Origin of the sequence: Mycobacterium europaeum, assembly GCF_002102155.1 — a bacterium.
GTDB lineage: Bacteria > Actinomycetota > Actinomycetes > Mycobacteriales > Mycobacteriaceae > Mycobacterium > Mycobacterium europaeum.
On the sequence record NZ_LQOU01000064.1, the window covers coordinates 147,252 to 163,313 of the forward strand.

Sequence of the window (16,062 nt, forward strand, 5' to 3'; positions counted from 1 at the left end):
CTCACATCCGGAAGACGCCGAAGTTCGACGTCCCCTTGATCGGGCCAGTGGCGATGGCGGACAGACACATTCCCAACACGGTGCGGGTGTCGCGCGGGTCGATCACCCCGTCGTCGTAAAGCATCCCGGACAGGACCAGCGGCAGCGACTCGGCTTCGATCTGCCCCTCGACGGCCGCCCGCATCGCGGCGTCGGCCTCCTCGTCCACCTGCTGGCCGCGGGCCTCGGCGGCGGCCCGCGCCACGATCGACAGCACCCCCGACAGCTGGGCGCCGCCCATCACCGCCGCCTTGGCGCTGGGCCAGGCGAACAGGAACCGGGGGTCGTAGGCGCGGCCGCACATGCCGTAATGGCCGGCCCCGTACGACGCGCCGATCAACAGCGAGATGTGCGGGACGGTCGAGTTGGAGACCGCGTTGATCATCATCGAGCCGTGCTTGATCATCCCGCCCTCCTCGTAATCCTTGCCCACCATGTAGCCGGTGGTGTTGTGCAGGAACAACAGTGGGGTGTCGGAGCGGTTGGCCAGCTGGATGAACTGGGTCGCCTTCTGGGATTCCTCGCTGAACAGCACCCCGCGGGCGTTGGCCAGGATGCCCACCGGGTAGCCGTGCAGCCGAGCCCACCCGGTCACCAGCGACGAGCCGTACATGGCCTTGAATTCGTCGAACTCGGAGCCGTCGACGATGCGGGCGATCACCTCGCGCGGATCGAACGGGATGCGCAGATCCGCGGGCACGATGCCGATCAGCTCCTCGGCGTCGAACAACGGATCGGGGGCCGGCCCGGGCGCGGGTCCCTGTTTGCGCCAGTTCAGCCGGGCGACGATGCGCCGCCCGATCCGGATCGCGTCGAGTTCGTCGACGGCGAAGTAGTCACCCAAACCCGAGACGCGGGAGTGCATTTCGGCACCGCCGAGCGATTCGTCGTCGGATTCCTCGCCGGTGGCCATCTTGACCAGCGGGGGGCCGGCCAAAAACACCTTGGAGCGTTCCTTGATCATCACCACGTGGTCGGACATGCCCGGCACGTAGGCCCCGCCGGCGGTCGAGTTGCCGAACACCAGCGCGATGGTGGGGATGCCGGCCGCCGACAGGCGGGTCAGGTCACGGAACATCCGCCCGCCGGGGATGAACACCTCCTTCTGCGTCGGCAGGTCCGCACCGCCGGACTCCACCAGCGAGATGACGGGCAGCCGGTTCTCGAAGGCGATCTGGTTGCACCGCAGGATCTTTCGCAGGGTCCACGGATTGCTGGTGCCGCCTTTGACGGTCGGGTCGTTGGCGACGATCATGCACTCGACGCCCGACACCACACCGATGCCGGTGACGACGCTGGCGCCGACCTGGAATGCGCTGCCGTACGCCGCCAGCGGGCACAACTCCAGGAACGGGGAGTCCGCGTCGACCAGCAGCTCGATGCGTTCCCGCGCGGTCAGCTTGCCCCGCCCGTGGTGGCGCTCCACATATTTGGGGCCGCCGCCCGCAAGCGCCTTGGCGAGCTCGGCGTCGATCTCCCCGAGCCGGGTGGTCGCGGTCGATGCCGCGTCGCTGTAGGCGGCCGACGACGGGTCCAGCGTTGACTGCAGGACGGTCATGATTGGTATCCCAGCGTTTTCGCGGCCAGTGAGGTCAGGATTTCGGTGGTCCCGCCGCCGATGCCCAGGATCCGCATGTCCCGGTACTGGCGTTCGACTTCCGATTCGGCCATGTAGCCCATGCCGCCGAACAGCTGGACGGCCTGGTTGGCCACCCATTCGCCGGCCTCCACGGCGGTGTTCTTGGCGAAACACACCTCGGCGATCAGGTTGGTCTCACCGGCCAGCTGGCGTTCGACCACATGACGGGAGTAGACCCGGGCGACGTCGATGCGCCGGGCCATCTCGGCCAGGGTGTTCTGCACCGACTGCCGGGAGATCAGCGGCCGCCCGAAGGTCTCGCGGTCGCGGCACCACTGCACCGTCAGGTCCAAGCACCGCTGGGCGCTCGCATACGCCTGCGCCGCAAGGCCGATGCGCTCGGAGACGAACGCCGCCGCGATCTGCAGGAAGCCGCTGTTCTCGGCGCCGACCAGGTTGGCCGCCGGCACCCGCGCGTCGACGAAGGACAGCTCGGCGGTGTCCGAGGACCGCCACCCCATCTTGGCCAGCTTGCGGCTCACCTCGAAACCCGGCGTGCCCTTCTCGACCACCAGCAACGAAACACCCGCCGCGCCGGGACCGCCGGTGCGCACCGCGGTGACGACGTAGTCGGCGCGCACCCCGGAGGTGATGTAGGTCTTGGCGCCGTTGACCACGTAGTAGGCGTCGCCGTCGCCGCGGACTAGCTCAGCCGAGGTCCGCAGGTGCCCCACGTCCGAACCGCCGCCGGGTTCGGTGATGGCCAGCGCGCCGATCTTCTCGCCGGCCAGCGTCGGGCGGACGAACTCTTCGATCAGCCGCTGATCGCCAGACGCGATCATGTGCGGCACCGCGATCCCGCAGGTGAACAACGACGCGAAGACCCCGCCCGGCGCGCCGGCCTGATGCACCTCTTCGCAGATGATCACCGCGTCCGCGCCGTCGCCGCCGCCCCCGCCGACCGCCTCGGGGAAGCCGGCGCCCAGCAGGCCGGCCGCCCCGGCCCGGCGGTGCAGGTCGCGCGGGAGCTCGCCGATGCGCTCCCACTCGTCGGCGTGCGGCAGGATCTCGCGTTCGGTGAAGGCGCGCACGGTCTTTCGCAACGCTTCGCGCTCGGGTGTTGTCCAGAGATTCATAACAACCTTTCGGGGATGTCGACATGCCGGCCGCGCAGCCATTCGCCCAGCCCCTTGGCCTGGGGGTCGAACCTCGCCTGGTAGGCGACGCCCTGGCCCAGGATGCCGTCGATGACGAAGTTGACCGCGCGCAGGTTCGGCAGCACGTGGCGGGTCACGTCGAACTGCGCGGCCTCGGGCAGCAGCTCCACGAGCAGCTCGACGGTCAGCGTGTTGGCCAGCCAGCGCCACTGGTCCTCGGTGCGGACCCAGACCCCGACGTTGGCCGAGCCGCCCTTGTCGCCGCTGCGCGCCCCGGCGATGCGGCCCAGCGCAACGCGGCGGGTCGGACCCTCCGGCAACGGCTCCGGCAAGGCCGGGGGATCGGCGGGCGCCAACTCCAGAGTCTCGGTGGCGCAAGGGATGTCGCGGCGCGAGCCGTCGGCGTGCACCGCGACGTGCGGCACCTGGGTGGCGTCGACGTAGCCGGCGGTGAACACGCCGTAGACCTGGCCGTCGCCCGGCGGGGCGGTCACGTGGAAGCCGGGATAACTGGCGAGCGCCAATTCGACAGCGGCCGAAGAGAATTGACGTCCGACGTTGGCGGGATCGGGGTCGCGGACCACGCAGTGCAGCAGCGCGCTGGCGGCCTCCTCGGTGTCGGCGTCGGTGTGGTCGGTGCGCGCCAGCGACCACTGCAGCTCCGCGGGCTTGACGGTCAGCGCGGCCTCCAGCTGCCGGCGCACCAAGTCGGCCTTGGCCTCGATGTCCAGCCCGGTCAGCACGAAGGTCATCGCGTTGCGGAATCCGCCGATGCTGTTGAGCGACACCTTGTACGTGGGTGGTGGCGGCTCGCCGCGCACGCCGCTGATGCGCACCCGGTCCGGCCCGTCGGCGGACAACGCGACGGTGTCCATCCGGGCGGTGACGTCGGGGTTGGCGTAGCGGGCGCCGGTGATCTCGTAGAGCAGCTGCGCGGTGACGGTGTCGACGCTCACCAGCCCACCGGTGCCGGGGTGCTTGGTGATCACCGACGAGCCGTCGGCGTGCACCTCGGCCAGCGGGAAGCCGGCGTGCAGAAGGCCGGGCTCCGCTGGAATCTCCGTGAAGAAGGAGTAGTTGCCGCCGGTGGCCTGCACGCCGCATTCGATGACGTGGCCGGCGACCACGGCGCCCGCGAGCCGGTCGTAGTCGGCGCGGTCCCAGCCGAAGTGCGCCGCCGCCGCCCCGACGATCACCGAGGCGTCGGTGACCCGGCCGGTGACGACCACGTCGGCGCCGTCGCCCAGGCAGTCGACGATGCCCCACGCGCCCAGGTAGGCGTTCGCGGTCAGGGGCGTGCCCAGGCCGAGGTCGGCGGCGCGCGCCAGCAGGTCGTCGCCCTCGACGTGGGCGACCCGGGCGGGGATGCCGAGCCGCTCGGCCAGGGCACGGATCGCGTCGGCCAGTCCGGCCGGGTTGAGGCCGCCGGCGTTGGCGACGATGCGGACGCCCCGGTCGCGTGCCTCGCCCAGGCAGTCCTCGAGCTGGGTCAGGAAGGTCTTGGCATAGCCGCGCTCGGGATGTTTCATCCGGTCGCGGCCCAGGATCAGCATGGTCAGTTCGGCCAGGTAATCGCCGGTGAGGTAGTCCACGTCCCCGCCGGTGAGCATCTCCCGCATCGCCGACAGCCGGTCGCCGTAGAACCCGGAGCAGTTCGCGATCCGGACAGCGTCGCGAGCAGGGGCAGAGGCCATGCAGTCCTCCAATCTGCGATTCACCGGTGAGCGCAAACCAACCAACCAACCGGTAGGTTAGCGGGTCGCGCCGGTGCCACGTCAAGGACGTCCGATCGCCTCCGGCGCCGAGATCGCCACCACGGTCGTATGACGGCGTCGGATCGCAGCCGGCACGGCAATCTGGGCGCCGGCGGCCGTCGTTTTGGTGAGCGCCAGGCCACCGACTATCCTGGTAGCAATCGTCGCACGTTCGGCCCCACCGGCCATGCCCCGCGACATGCCCCCGACACGAGGAGTTAGGCCCGACCATGGCCGTACCCAAGCGCAGGATGTCGCGCGCGAACACCCGTAGCCGTCGCGCGCAGTGGAAGGCCACCAAGACCGAACTCGTCGGTGTGACGGTCGCCGGCCAGAAGCACAAGGTGCCCCGCCGCCTGCTCAAGGCCGCCCGCCTGGGCCTGATCGACCTGGACCGGCGTTAGTTAATCTCGGCAAACACCCGGCGCGCCTCTCAGCCCGCTCTCAGGCGTCGGGACGACACTAGCTGCGTGCGGATACTGGTCGTCGATGACGATCGCGCAGTGCGTGAGTCGCTGCGGCGGTCGCTTTCCTTCAATGGCTACTCGGTGGAGTTGGCCCACGACGGGGTGGAGGCGCTGGAGATGATCGCCAGCGACCGGCCCGACGCGCTCGTCCTCGACGTGATGATGCCGCGGCTGGACGGCCTCGAGGTCTGCCGCCAGCTCCGCAGCACCGGTGACGACCTGCCGATCCTGGTGCTCACCGCCCGCGATTCGGTGTCCGAGCGGGTCGCCGGGCTGGACGCCGGCGCCGACGACTACCTGCCGAAGCCGTTCGCGCTGGAGGAACTGCTGGCCCGGATGCGGGCGCTGCTGCGCCGCACCAAGCCCGATGACGAGGACGCCGAATCGGTGGCCATGACGTTCTCCGACCTGACGCTGGACCCGGTGACCCGTGAAGTGACCCGCGGACAACGCCAGATCAGCCTGACCCGCACCGAATTCGCCCTGCTGGAAATGTTGATCGCCAATCCGCGCCGGGTGCTCACCCGCAGCCGGATCCTGGAGGAGGTGTGGGGGTTCGACTTTCCGACCTCCGGCAACGCGCTGGAGGTCTACGTCGGCTACCTGCGCCGCAAGACCGAAGCCGGCGGTGAGCCGCGACTGATCCACACGGTCCGCGGCGTGGGCTACGTCCTTCGCGAGACGCCGCCGTGACGCCCCGCATTCGACGATGATCCGGTACCAACGGCCGCAACGCGTTCCGCTTCGCGCCACCAGCTCGCTGTCGCTGCGGTGGCGCGTCATGCTGCTGGCGATGTCGATGGTGGCGATGGTCGTCGTGCTGATGGCGTTCGCCGTGTACGCGGTCATCTCGGCGGCGCTGTACAGCGATATCGACAACCAGCTGCAGAGCCGCGCGCAGCTGCTGATCGCCAGCGGTTCGCTGGCCGCCGACCCGGGCAAGGCCATCGAAGGCACCGCCTATTCCGACGTCAATGCGATGCTGGTGAACCCGGGCCACTCGATCTACACCGCGCAGCAGCCGGGCCAGACGCTGCCCGTCGGCGCGCCGGAGAAGGCGGTGATCCGCGGTGACCTGTTCATGTCCCGGCGCACCGCGCTGGATCAGCGAGTCCTGGCCATCCACTTGCCCAACGGCTGCTCGCTGCTGATCTCCAAGAGCCTCAAGCCCACCGAGGCGGTGATGACCAAGCTGCGGTTGGTGCTGCTGATCGTCGGCGGCATCGGTGTCGCGGTCGCCGCGGTGGCCGGCGGCATGGTCACCAGGGCGGGCCTGCGTCCGGTGGCTCGCCTGACCGAGGCGGCCGAGCGGGTGGCGCGCACCGACGACCTGCGACCCATCCCGGTGTTCGGTAGCGACGAATTGGCCAGGCTCACCGAGGCGTTCAACTTGATGCTGCGGGCGCTGGCCGAGTCCCGCGAGCGGCAGGCGCGGCTGGTCACCGACGCCGGGCACGAATTGCGGACCCCGCTGACGTCGCTGCGCACCAACGTCGAGCTGCTGATGGCGTCGATGGAGCCGGGCGCGCCGCGGCTGCCCGAGCAGGAGATGGTCGAGCTGCGCGCCGACGTGCTGGCGCAGATCGAGGAATTGTCCACGCTGGTGGGCGATTTGGTGGACCTCACCCGTGACGACGCCGGGCAGGTGGTGCACGAACCGGTCGACATGTCCGAGGTGATCGACCGCAGCCTGGAGCGAGTCAGGCGGCGCCGCAACGACATTCACTTCGATGTGAACGTGACCCCCTGGCAGGTCTACGGCGACGCCGCCGGGCTGTCGCGCGCGGTGCTGAACCTGCTGGACAACGCGGCCAAGTGGAGTCCCGCGGGCGGACGCGTCGGTGTCACCATGCGCCAGCTCGACCCGTCGCACGCGGAGCTGGTGGTGTCCGACCAGGGCCCCGGGATCCCGCCGCACGAACGCCGCCTGGTGTTCGAGCGGTTCTACCGTTCGACGACCGCACGCGCCATGCCGGGCTCCGGCCTTGGTCTGGCGATCGTCAAGAAGGTCGTGCTCAATCACGGTGGGTTGCTTCGCGTCGAGGACACCGTGCCGGGCGGACAGCCGCCGGGCACCTCGTTTTACGTCCTGCTGCCCGGCCGGCCGATGCCGCCCTCTGCGTATCCGGCGCCCGCCGCCGCGAACCCCGATGAGGAATCGGACGCCACCGTCCCGGTGGCCACCGACGAGTCGAACTCTCGGGAACCGGCGAACGTTATCTCAGTGGACTCTCAGTCCGCGCGGGCAAGGTAGGTCTGCAGCTAGTGTTGAGGAGCCCGTCGAGCCGACGAGCCGAATACCGAGATAGAGGAAGAGCGACCCAGCGACATGACGAATGACCCGAGGTATTCGCCACCGCCGCAGCAGCAGCCGGGATACCGTCCCGTGCCTAATCAGCCTGCGCCCGCCCCGACCCATCCGGGGACCTCTGCTTACGGCCAGGGGCATCAGCCACCGTATAGCCAGCCATACGACTGGCGGCAGCAATCCCAGACCACCCAGTTCCGCCAGCCCTACGAACCGTTCAACGGCACCGGTCCCGGCCGGATGCCGGGAGGAGCGGGCGTAGGCCCCATGCCCGGGGCCGCCGGGACGGGCCCGGTCCCCGGCATGCTGCCGCCGATGCCGCCCGCTCCCCAAAAGCGGCCCCGCGCAGGGCTGTTGGCCGTCGGCGCGGTGGCCATCGCGGTGGTCTCGGCCGGTGTCGGTGGAGTCGCCGCCACGGCCGTCGAGCTGGGCACCCACACGACCAACGGCAGCGGGCACAGCGTCATCGGCGGGGGCGCCCCCAGCGTCCCGGCGGCGAACATGCCGCCCGGCAGCGTCGAGCAGGTTGCCTCCAAGGTGGTCCCCAGCGTCGTCATGCTGGAGACCGATCTGGGCCGCCAGTCCGAGGAGGGCTCCGGCATCATCCTTTCCGCCGACGGGCTCATCCTGACCAACAACCACGTGGTCGCGGCGGCCGCGGGGCCGGCGAAGGGTCCCGGCGCTCCCCCCGGCGGTCCGGGCGCACCCCCCAGTGGCGGACCGGGTGCTCCGGCCCCCAAGACGACGGTGACGTTCGCCGACGGCCGCACCGCGCCGTTCACGGTCGTGGGCGCCGATCCGACGAGCGACATCGCCGTGATCCGCGTGCAGGGTGTGTCGGGGCTGACCCCGATCTCGTTGGGTTCCTCGTCGGATCTGCGGGTCGGCCAACCGGTGGTGGCCATCGGGTCGCCGCTGGGCCTGTCCGGCACGGTGACCACCGGGATCGTCAGCGCGCTGAACCGGCCGGTGTCCACCACCGGTGAGTCGGGCAACCAGAACACCGTTCTGGACGCGATCCAGACCGACGCCGCCATCAACCCGGGCAACTCCGGTGGCGCGCTGGTCAACATGAACGGCCAACTGGTGGGCGTGAACTCCGCGATCGCCACCCTGGGTGCGGACTCGCCCGACGCGCAGAGCGGTTCGATCGGGCTCGGCTTCGCGATCCCGGTCGATCAGGCCAAGCGCATCGCCGACGAGCTGATCAGCACCGGCAAGGCGTCCCACGCCTCGCTGGGCGTGCAGGTGACCAACGACAAGGGCTCCCCGGGCGCCAAGGTCGTCGACGTCGTGCCCAACGGTGCGGCCGCGAGCGCCGGCGTTCCCAAGAACGTGATCGTCACCAAGGTGGACGACCGCCCGATCAACAGCGCCGACGCCCTGGTGGCCGCCGTGCGGTCCAAGGCGCCCGGCGACAAGATTACGCTGACCTTCCAGGATCCCGCTGGTGGCGGCAGCCGTACCGTGCCGGTGACTCTGGGGAAGGCGGATCAGTAATGCGAGTCGAAGAACCCTCGGCGGCGGGATTGTCGGAGCTCGGTTATACCGTGGCACCCATGGAGACGGGTGCGGAGCTGGTGGTCGGGCGTGCGCTGGTCGTGGTCGTCGACGATCGCACCGCCCACGGGGACGAGGACCACAGCGGGCCGCTGGTCACCGAGCTGCTGACCGAGGCTGGATTCGTCGTCGACGGCGTGGTCGCGGTCGCGGCGGACGAGGTGGAGATCCGCAACGCGCTCAACACCGCGGTGATCGGCGGTGTCGACCTGGTGGTCTCCGTCGGCGGCACGGGCGTCACGCCGCGCGACGTCACCCCGGAAGCCACCCGGGAGATCCTGGACCGTGAAATCCTGGGCATCGCCGAGGCGATTCGGGCGTCGGGGCTGTCCGCGGGCATCATCGACGCCGGATTGTCACGCGGCCTGGCCGGGGTGTCCGGAAGCACGCTGGTGGTGAACCTGGCCGGCTCCCGCTACGCGGTGCGCGACGGGATGGCGACGCTGAACCCGCTGGCCGCGCAGATCATCGGGCAGCTGTCCAGCCTGGAAATCTAGGCCTCGGCGTCGGCGCGGGGCCCGTGCTCCGGCGGGGGCGTCGTGATTGTTCCGCCGTGCCTGCCGGACGAGTCGCCGTTGGTCTGGGCGAGTAGGTCGCGGATCTCGGTGAGCAGAACGATCTGGGCGTCGTCGGCCTGTTCGACCTCGCCGCGCTTGCGCAGCGTGTTGTAGGGCAGCACGACGAAGAAGTAGACGACCGCGGCGATCAGCACGAAGTTGATGGCGGCCGACAGCAGGATGTTCAGGTCGATGGTCTGGCCGCCGCCGATGCCGATCTTCAGAATGCCGACATTGGACTGCTGCTTGACGCCGATCCGGTTGATCAGCGGCGAGATGATGCTGTCGGTGAACTTGGTGACCAGCGCGGTGAAGGCAGTACCGATGACGACCGCGACGGCCAGGTCGACGATGTTGCCGCGCGAGAGAAACTCCTTGAACCCTTTGAACATTCAGATGTCCTTCCTGGGATTGGACAGAGTTTGCTGTCGGTCGCGGGGCCGACGGCGGCGAGCCGCTCAGTGCAGGGTGAGGGTCACCGCCTGACCCAGCGCCGAGCCCGCCACCGTGTTCGCCACGCGAGCCGGCAGCGCCACCAAGACTACGCGGTCACCGTCGCCTGCCTGGGCTTTTGGCTTGGCCGACACGAGCACGACGACGGCGTCGGTGGCCACCACCTTGGGGGCCGCCTGGGGCGGCTCCGGCGACCCTGTCGACGGCGCGGCCAGCACGTCGACGACGTCGCCGGCGCGAACAAGGTCGGTCAGGGCGCTGTCGGCCAGACGCAGCGCGACGATCCGGGCGCCTGGTCCCGCCGTCGAGGCGATCGCGGCCTCGGCCAGCCGGCTGCCCAGTAGCCGCACATCGGTGAGGACCTCGCCGCGCCTCGCGGGGCCGGCCAGCGTGGACCCGACCACGGCGCCCACATCGGTGCGTGCCCCGTCGGGAACGGTTGTCGCCAAACGCTTTTCGAGGCGAACGTCGGTGGGGGTCAACGCGGTGCCGGGCCGCAGGTCGTGATCGGCGACCACCACCTCGGCGTAGTCACCGGCGGGGTCGGCGCTCAGCGCGGTAATGCCGGCCAACACGACAAGCCCGCCCGCGGTGACTCGGCGCGCCAGCACCGTCCGGGTCCAATCGGGGCGCAGCCACCCCGAAAGGCGGCTCAACAGGCCAGGATTCAGCGACGATTCACCCACGCCGCAACGGTAAGCACGGCGGGGTCAGCGGCGAATGCCGGCGGCCCAGGCGGTTGTGGATAACCCGTCAGCTCGAGGCCGCGGCGGCTGGCGCCGTGGACGTGCTGCTGGACTTCTCGCCGGATGCGGACTTCTCGCTCGAACCCGAGCTCGATCCCGAGTCGGTCGACGAGGACCCGTTGCCCGAGCTCGTGGACTTCTTGCCGGACTCGCGGCTGTCGGTGCGGTAGAAGCCGCTGCCCTTGAACACCACGCCCACCGAGTTGAAGAGTTTGCGCAGCCGCCCGGAGCAGCGCTCACACGTGGTCAGCGCATCGTCGGAGAAGGCCTGCACGATGTCGAAGCGATCGTCACACTCGGTGCACTGATAGCTGTAAGTCGGCACAAAAACCTCCGGATGGTTGCAAAGCCTGTTAGCACTCTAGCGTCTCAAGTGCTAGAACCGCCACGTGACGTCACTCATTCCCGAGATGTCACCGCCGATTGAGGGCGGTCAACCCGGCCCGCGGCGTGAGCGCATGGGTCATCGGTATGTCGTGCCGCTCGGCGGGTAGCTCGTCCACCAATTCCGCGTCGCGCACGACCGCGATCAGCCGCGCGTGCGGGTCGCGGTAGCCCAGCGAGCGATCGTAGAAGCCGCGGCCCCGGCCCAACCGCACCCCGGAGCGGTCGACGGCCAGCGACGGCACCAGGATCAGCTCCGCCTCCGCGATCGCCGATGCCGCAAGCCACGGCTCGGGCGGCTCCAGCAGCCCCCACCGCGCGGAGGCCAGTGTGCCGCGGCGGTATTCGCCCCAGCTCAGCGGCAGCGGCGCGTCGTCGTCGGTGGTGCGCGCGATCGGCAGCAGCACCCGCCCGGACCGCCGCAGCAACACATCCAGCATCTCGATCGACCCGGGCTCGGCACCCACCGGCACGTAGGCACACACCGTGCCGCCGCTGCGGAGCGGTATTTCCGCGGACTGCAGGTGCTCGCACAGCATGCTCGCGTCGCGGGCCCGCACGTCGTCGGCAACGCGGCGCCGGGCCGCCTGCAGTTGGGCGCGCAACGCGGCTTTACTGGTGGTCGCCATGTGTCAACCATGGCAGCCGCGTCTTCGCCCGCGCCACATCGCCTCGGCGTGGCCCGTTCGGGTTATTGTGTGAACAATGTCAAGCCGAAAAGTGGTGGTCCCACACACGGCGATCGTGCCGGCCGCCGGTCTTGGTACCCGCTTCCTGCCCGCGACGAAGACGGTGCCCAAGGAGTTGCTGCCCGTCGTCGACACCCCCGGCATCGAGCTGGTCGCCGCCGAGGCGGCCGAGGCGGGCGCCGACCGCCTGGTGATCATCACCTCGGAGGGCAAGGACGGCGTCGTCGCGCATTTCGTGGAGGACCTGGTCCTGGAGGGCACGCTGGAGGCCCGCGGCAAGAAGGCGATGCTCGACAAGGTGCGCCGCGCCCCCCAGCTGATCAAGGTCGAGTCCGTGGTGCAGGCCGAGCCGCTCGGACTGGGACACGCGATCGGCTGCGTGGAGCCCACGCTGGCGCCCGACGAGGACGCCGTGATGGTGCTGCTGCCCGACGACCTGGTGCTGCCCACCGGCGTGCTGGAAACGATGGCGAAGGTGCGCGCGGAATACGGCGGCACGGTGTTGTGCGCGATCGAGGTGTCGCCCGAGGAGATCAGCGCCTACGGCGTTTTCGACGTCGAGCCGGTGCCCGGTGGCGATAACCCGGACGTGCTGAGGGTCAAGGGCATGGTCGAAAAGCCCAAGCGCGAAGACGCGCCGTCGATGTTGGCGGCGGCGGGCCGTTACGTGCTCGACCGCGCCATCTTCGACGCGTTGCGTCGCGTCGACCGCGGCGTGGGCGGCGAAGTCCAGCTCACCGACGCGATCGCGCTGCTCATTTCCGAGGGCCACCCCGTGCATGTCGTCGTGCATCACGGATCTCGACACGACTTGGGAAATCCGGGCGGCTACCTCAAGGCTGCGGTTGACTTTGCATTGGATCGTGACGACTACGGCCCCGATTTGCGGCGATGGTTGGTGGCGCGGTTAGGCCTGGCCGAGAAGTAGCCGGCCTGCTACGCCCGGGCCGAGACGGCCAAGCCCGTCGGGGTAAGGGCAGAGAGGCGCGCTGTGCGTTCTGTGGAGGAGCAGCAGGCCCGGATAACGGCCGCCGCGGTGGCTCCGCGGCCCATCCGGGTGGCCATCGCCGAGGCGCAGGGATTGATGTGCGCCGAGGAAGTGGTCACCGAGCGCCCGATGCCCGGTTTCGACCAGGCCGCGATCGACGGCTACGCGGTGCGCAGCGTCGACGTACTGGGCATCGGCGAAGTGGGCGTCGACGCTCTGGGTGAGCCGCCCGGCGACGCGGAGCTGGACGAGGACCGCCGCGAGGGCCTGGTTCTGCCCGTGATGGGGACCGTCGAGGCCGGGGCGCGCACGCCCAGCCGCCTGCAACCCCGTCAGGCCGCCAGGGTGCACACGGGAGCCCCGCTGCCCACGCTGGCCGACGCCGTCATCCCGTTGCGCTGGACCGACGGCGGAAGTAAGCGGGTGCGGATCCTGCGCGGGGCGCCGTCGGGTGCGTACGTGCGCCGCACCGGGGACGACGTGCAGCCCGGCGACGTCGCGGTGCGCGCCGGCACGGTGATCGGCCCCGCCCAGGTCGGCCTGCTGGCGGCGGTCGGCCGCGAGCGGGTGCTGGTGCATCCGCGGCCCCGGGTGACGGTGATGGCCGTCGGCGGCGAGCTGGTCGACATCTCGCGCACTCCCGGCAACGGCCAGGTGTACGACGTCAACTCCTATGCATTGGCGGCGGCGGCCCGCGATGCGGGCGCGGAGGTCAACCGCATCGGCATCGTCAGCAACGACCCCGCCGAATTCCGCGAGGTCGTCGAGGGCCAGATCAATCGTTCCGAGGTGGTGGTGATCGCCGGCGGTGTCGGCGGCGCCGCGGCCGAGGCGGTGCGCTCGGTGCTGTCCGAGCTGGGGGAGATGGAAGTTGTCCGCGTCGCGATGCATCCCGGGTCCGTCCAGGGGTTCGGTCAGCTGGGCCGCGAGGGCGTCCCGACGTTCCTGCTGCCCGCGAACCCGGTGAGCGCGCTGGTGGTCTTCGAGGTGATGGTGCGGCCGTTGCTCCGCCTCTCGCTGGGCAAGCGCCAGCCGATGCGCCGCATCGTGCAGGCCCGCACGCTGTCGCCGATCGCTTCGGTCGCCGGTCGCAAGGGCTACCTGCGCGGCCAGCTGATGCGCGATCAAGAGACGGGGGAGTATCTGGTACAGGCGCTCGGCGGCGCTCCCGGGGTGTCCTCGCACCTATTGGCCACCCTCGCCGAGGCGAACTGCCTCGTGGTGGTGCCCAGCGGCGCCGAACAAATCCGCACCGGCGAGATCGTCGACGTCGCCTTCTTGGCTCAGCGCGGTTAAGTGGAACCGTTCCGCACGCTCGTGAACCGGTTGCGTACCAACGCCCGCCATCCGGGCTGGCCGCTGGACGTCGGTCCGTTACGGGTCCCCGCGGGGGTGGTGCGGTTGCGGGCGGTGCGGATGCGCGACGGCACCCAGTGGAGCCGCATCCGGTTGGCCGACCGGGCGCACCTCGAGCCGTGGGAGCCCAGCGCGGACGGCGACTGGACGAGCCGGCACGCGGTCGCGGCGTGGCCGCCGCTGTGTTCCGGCCTGCGCGCGGAAGCCCGCGCCGGCCGCATGCTGCCGTATGTCATCGAGCTCGACGGGCAGTTCTGCGGCCAGCTGACCATCGGCAACGTCACCCATGGGGCGTTGCGATCGGCGTGGATCGGCTACTGGGTGCCGCGGTCGGCGACCGGCGGCGGGGTGGCCACGGCGGCGTTGGCGCTTGGTTTGGACCACTGCTTCGGCCCGGTGATGCTGCATCGCGTGGAAGCCACCGTGCGGCCCGAGAACGCCGCCAGCCGGGCCGTCCTCGGGAAGGTCGGCTTCCGCCAGGAAGGGCTGTTGCAGCGCTACCTCGAGGTGGACAAGGCGTGGCGGGACCACCTGCTGATGGCCATGACGGTCGAAGAGGTGTCCGGATCGGTGGCATCGGCCCTGGTCCGCGCCGGGCACGCCAGCTGGGCCTGACCGGCCTAGCACCTCGCCCGCTGTGTGGCTACCGCGACACGAGTGACTTGTGGTGCTTGTGAGAGCCAAATTACAGGTGTGTAATTGTCCTGGTCACTAAGACCCGGCCGCGCTGGCCACCGGTGGGCTTCGCGGGGATCGGAACCGAAGAGAGCAGGTCGTCATGCCAAGCATTCCGCAGTCACTGTTGTGGATCTCGCTCGTAGTGCTCTGGCTGTTCGTCTTGGTGCCGATGCTCGTCAGCAAACGCGACGCCGTGCGCCGCACCAGCGACGTCGCGCTGGCGACCCGCGTCCTCAACGGTGGCGCGAACTCCCGACTGATCAAGCGGAGCGGCCCGGCGGCCGGTCACCGCTCCGACCCGGACTGGCAGCCGCCGGAGGAGTCGGCCGACAACGAGCTGGACGACGAGCGCGACCTCGCCGGCGATGACGAAGAAGAACACGGAGAAGACCGCGACACCGAGGAACTGCGGGCCCCGCGCCCCGTCGTCATGAAGATCGCGACGCCCGAGCGCACCGAGCCCGACTACCTCGACGTCGATGTCGTCGAGGATTCGCAGGCGCTTCCCGCCGGCGTCGCCGCCGCGGCCGAGGGCGACCCCGAAGCCGACGAGGACGACGAGGACTCCGACACCGACGTGGTCGCCCACGCCGGCGGCGAAGACGACGAGGGCTACGAATACGTCGACGACTCCTCCGGGCTGGAGCCGGAAGCCGAAGCCGAAGGCGACGAGGAGGAGATGCCCGCGCCGGTGCCGCGGAACGCCTCGCGGCGCCGCCGATTCGACGCGAAGACCGCCGCCGCGGTCAGCGCCCGCAAGTACAAGTTCCGCAAGCGCGTGCTGATGGTGATGGCGGTCGTGCTGGTGGGCTCGGCCACGGCCGCGTTCAAGATATCGTCGAGTGCCTGGTGGGTATGTGGCACCGCCACCGCCGTGACGCTGGTCTACCTGGCTTACCTGCGCAGGCAGACCCGCATCGAGGAGAAGATCCGTCGCCGCCGGATGCAGCGGATGGCGCGGGCCCGGATGGGCGTGGAGAACGCCTACGACCGCGGCTACGACCTGGTGCCGTCGCGGCTGCGGCGCCCCGGCGCCGTTGTTCTCGAGATCGACGACGAGGACCCGATCTTCGAGCACCTGGACTACGCGATGCCGATGCGCAACTACGGCTGGCCGCGGGATCTGCCGCGGGCCGTCGGCGAGTAGTGCGGTTCGGCGGTTCGGCCCGCGGCTGGTAGCCTGCTAGCGATCAGGGGCTATGGCGCAGTTGGTAGCGCGACTCGTTCGCATCGAGTAGGTCAGGGGTTCGAATCCCCTTAGCTCCACATTTGTGATGAGTCGAGTCATAGGTGACAGATGAGTCGCGTCATGGGTTACAGATTCCCCGGCCATCGGCCGGGGTTTTT

At 69.9% G+C, this 16,062-nt stretch carries 16 protein-coding genes and 1 tRNA gene; 10 read left to right on the forward strand and 7 right to left on the reverse strand.

Annotation, left to right across the window (positions count from 1 at the left end; translation table 11 throughout):
- Position 1: 1 nt before the first annotated feature.
- From AWC03_RS24755 to AWC03_RS24765, 3 genes are read right to left on the reverse strand one after another with little or no spacing between them, the layout of a single operon-like run.
- Positions 2-1,597 (reverse strand): acyl-CoA carboxylase subunit beta, encoded by a 1,596-nt coding sequence (locus tag AWC03_RS24755; RefSeq protein WP_085243331.1) that lies wholly within the window; start codon positions 1,595-1,597, stop codon positions 2-4.
- Positions 1,594-2,754: an acyl-CoA dehydrogenase family protein gene (locus tag AWC03_RS24760; RefSeq protein ID WP_085243332.1), complete on the reverse strand. Its 1,161-nt coding sequence runs from the start codon at positions 2,752-2,754 to the stop codon at positions 1,594-1,596. The genes AWC03_RS24755 and AWC03_RS24760 overlap by 4 nt, the downstream gene beginning before the upstream one ends.
- On the reverse strand, positions 2,751-4,469 hold the full coding sequence (locus AWC03_RS24765) for an acyclic terpene utilization AtuA family protein (protein WP_085243333.1): 1,719 nt from the start codon (positions 4,467-4,469) through the stop codon (positions 2,751-2,753). The genes AWC03_RS24760 and AWC03_RS24765 overlap by 4 nt, the downstream gene beginning before the upstream one ends.
- A 290-nt stretch (positions 4,470-4,759) precedes the next feature.
- Here AWC03_RS24765 and rpmF point away from each other — a divergent pair, with 290 nt between their 5' ends.
- From rpmF to AWC03_RS24795, 5 genes are all read left to right on the forward strand, one after another.
- On the forward strand, positions 4,760-4,933 hold the full coding sequence (gene rpmF, locus AWC03_RS24770; protein ID WP_007168835.1) for a 50S ribosomal protein L32: 174 nt from the start codon (positions 4,760-4,762) through the stop codon (positions 4,931-4,933).
- A 66-nt stretch (positions 4,934-4,999) separates the two neighbouring features.
- Positions 5,000-5,689, forward strand: coding sequence for a two-component system response regulator MprA (gene mprA / locus AWC03_RS24775; RefSeq protein WP_085243334.1), 690 nt, complete (start codon positions 5,000-5,002; stop codon positions 5,687-5,689).
- 16 nt (positions 5,690-5,705) lie between these two features.
- Positions 5,706-7,250: a HAMP domain-containing sensor histidine kinase gene (locus tag AWC03_RS24780; RefSeq protein WP_085243335.1), complete on the forward strand. Its 1,545-nt coding sequence runs from the start codon at positions 5,706-5,708 to the stop codon at positions 7,248-7,250.
- Between the two features lie 75 nt (positions 7,251-7,325).
- Positions 7,326-8,804, forward strand: a complete 1,479-nt coding sequence (locus AWC03_RS24790) for a S1C family serine protease (protein ID WP_085243336.1) — start codon at positions 7,326-7,328, stop codon at positions 8,802-8,804.
- Complete coding sequence (locus AWC03_RS24795; protein ID WP_067921405.1) at positions 8,804-9,361, forward strand: MogA/MoaB family molybdenum cofactor biosynthesis protein; 558 nt, start codon at positions 8,804-8,806, stop codon at positions 9,359-9,361. Before AWC03_RS24790 ends, AWC03_RS24795 begins: the two co-directional genes overlap by 1 nt.
- Here the strand turns inward: AWC03_RS24795 and mscL are convergent.
- From mscL to AWC03_RS24815, 4 genes are all read right to left on the reverse strand, one after another.
- The gene (mscL, locus tag AWC03_RS24800; protein ID WP_085243337.1) at positions 9,358-9,813 is read right to left on the reverse strand and encodes a large-conductance mechanosensitive channel protein MscL; all 456 of its coding nucleotides are present in this window, start codon (positions 9,811-9,813) and stop codon (positions 9,358-9,360) included. The two genes, AWC03_RS24795 and mscL, sit on opposite strands and share 4 nt — an antisense overlap.
- A gap of 66 nt (positions 9,814-9,879) precedes the next feature.
- On the reverse strand, positions 9,880-10,560 hold the full coding sequence (locus tag AWC03_RS24805) for an SAF domain-containing protein (RefSeq protein WP_085243338.1): 681 nt from the start codon (positions 10,558-10,560) through the stop codon (positions 9,880-9,882).
- Between the two features lie 67 nt (positions 10,561-10,627).
- On the reverse strand, positions 10,628-10,945 hold the full coding sequence (locus AWC03_RS24810; RefSeq protein ID WP_085243339.1) for an FmdB family zinc ribbon protein: 318 nt from the start codon (positions 10,943-10,945) through the stop codon (positions 10,628-10,630).
- An 88-nt stretch (positions 10,946-11,033) separates the two neighbouring features.
- On the reverse strand, positions 11,034-11,633 hold the full coding sequence (locus tag AWC03_RS24815) for a 5-formyltetrahydrofolate cyclo-ligase (protein WP_085243340.1): 600 nt from the start codon (positions 11,631-11,633) through the stop codon (positions 11,034-11,036).
- Between the two features lie 76 nt (positions 11,634-11,709).
- Between AWC03_RS24815 and AWC03_RS24820 the strand changes: the two genes are divergently transcribed.
- The 5 genes from AWC03_RS24820 (at position 11,710) to AWC03_RS24840 (ending at position 15,981) form a co-directional block, all read left to right on the forward strand.
- Entirely contained in the window at positions 11,710-12,621 is a 912-nt protein-coding gene (locus AWC03_RS24820) for a UTP--glucose-1-phosphate uridylyltransferase (protein WP_085243341.1), read from the forward strand.
- 63 nt (positions 12,622-12,684) lie between these two features.
- A complete protein-coding gene (gene glp / locus AWC03_RS24825) occupies positions 12,685-13,977 on the forward strand; it encodes a molybdotransferase-like divisome protein Glp (protein ID WP_085243342.1) in 1,293 nt (430 codons plus the stop codon).
- 21 nt (positions 13,978-13,998) lie between these two features.
- On the forward strand, positions 13,999-14,652 hold the full coding sequence (locus tag AWC03_RS24830; protein ID WP_208859365.1) for a GNAT family N-acetyltransferase: 654 nt from the start codon (positions 13,999-14,001) through the stop codon (positions 14,650-14,652).
- A gap of 163 nt (positions 14,653-14,815) precedes the next feature.
- Positions 14,816-15,862 (forward strand): divisome protein SepX/GlpR, encoded by a 1,047-nt coding sequence (gene sepX / locus AWC03_RS24835; protein ID WP_085243343.1) that lies wholly within the window; start codon positions 14,816-14,818, stop codon positions 15,860-15,862.
- A gap of 46 nt (positions 15,863-15,908) precedes the next feature.
- Positions 15,909-15,981, forward strand: a tRNA-Ala gene (locus AWC03_RS24840).
- The last annotated feature ends 81 nt before the right edge of the window (positions 15,982-16,062 follow it).

Excerpts from the sequence above, each read along its gene's own strand:
- AWC03_RS24780 (WP_085243335.1), top strand. The coding sequence starts at position 5,706 with ATGATCCGGTACCAACGGCCGCAACGCGTTCCGCTTCGCGCCACCAGC.
- AWC03_RS24765 (WP_085243333.1), bottom strand. The coding sequence starts at position 4,469 with ATGGCCTCTGCCCCTGCTCGCGACGCTGTCCGGATCGCGAACTGCTCC.
- AWC03_RS24790 (WP_085243336.1), top strand. The coding sequence starts at position 7,326 with ATGACGAATGACCCGAGGTATTCGCCACCGCCGCAGCAGCAGCCGGGA.
- sepX (WP_085243343.1), top strand. The coding sequence starts at position 14,816 with ATGCCAAGCATTCCGCAGTCACTGTTGTGGATCTCGCTCGTAGTGCTC.
- mscL (WP_085243337.1), bottom strand. The coding sequence starts at position 9,813 with ATGTTCAAAGGGTTCAAGGAGTTTCTCTCGCGCGGCAACATCGTCGAC.
- AWC03_RS24815 (WP_085243340.1), bottom strand. The coding sequence starts at position 11,633 with ATGGCGACCACCAGTAAAGCCGCGTTGCGCGCCCAACTGCAGGCGGCC.
- AWC03_RS24820 (WP_085243341.1), top strand. The coding sequence starts at position 11,710 with ATGTCAAGCCGAAAAGTGGTGGTCCCACACACGGCGATCGTGCCGGCC.
- AWC03_RS24760 (WP_085243332.1), bottom strand. The coding sequence starts at position 2,754 with ATGAATCTCTGGACAACACCCGAGCGCGAAGCGTTGCGAAAGACCGTG.
- rpmF (WP_007168835.1), top strand. The coding sequence starts at position 4,760 with ATGGCCGTACCCAAGCGCAGGATGTCGCGCGCGAACACCCGTAGCCGT.
- AWC03_RS24795 (WP_067921405.1), top strand. The coding sequence starts at position 8,804 with ATGCGAGTCGAAGAACCCTCGGCGGCGGGATTGTCGGAGCTCGGTTAT.
- AWC03_RS24755 (WP_085243331.1), bottom strand. The coding sequence starts at position 1,597 with ATGACCGTCCTGCAGTCAACGCTGGACCCGTCGTCGGCCGCCTACAGC.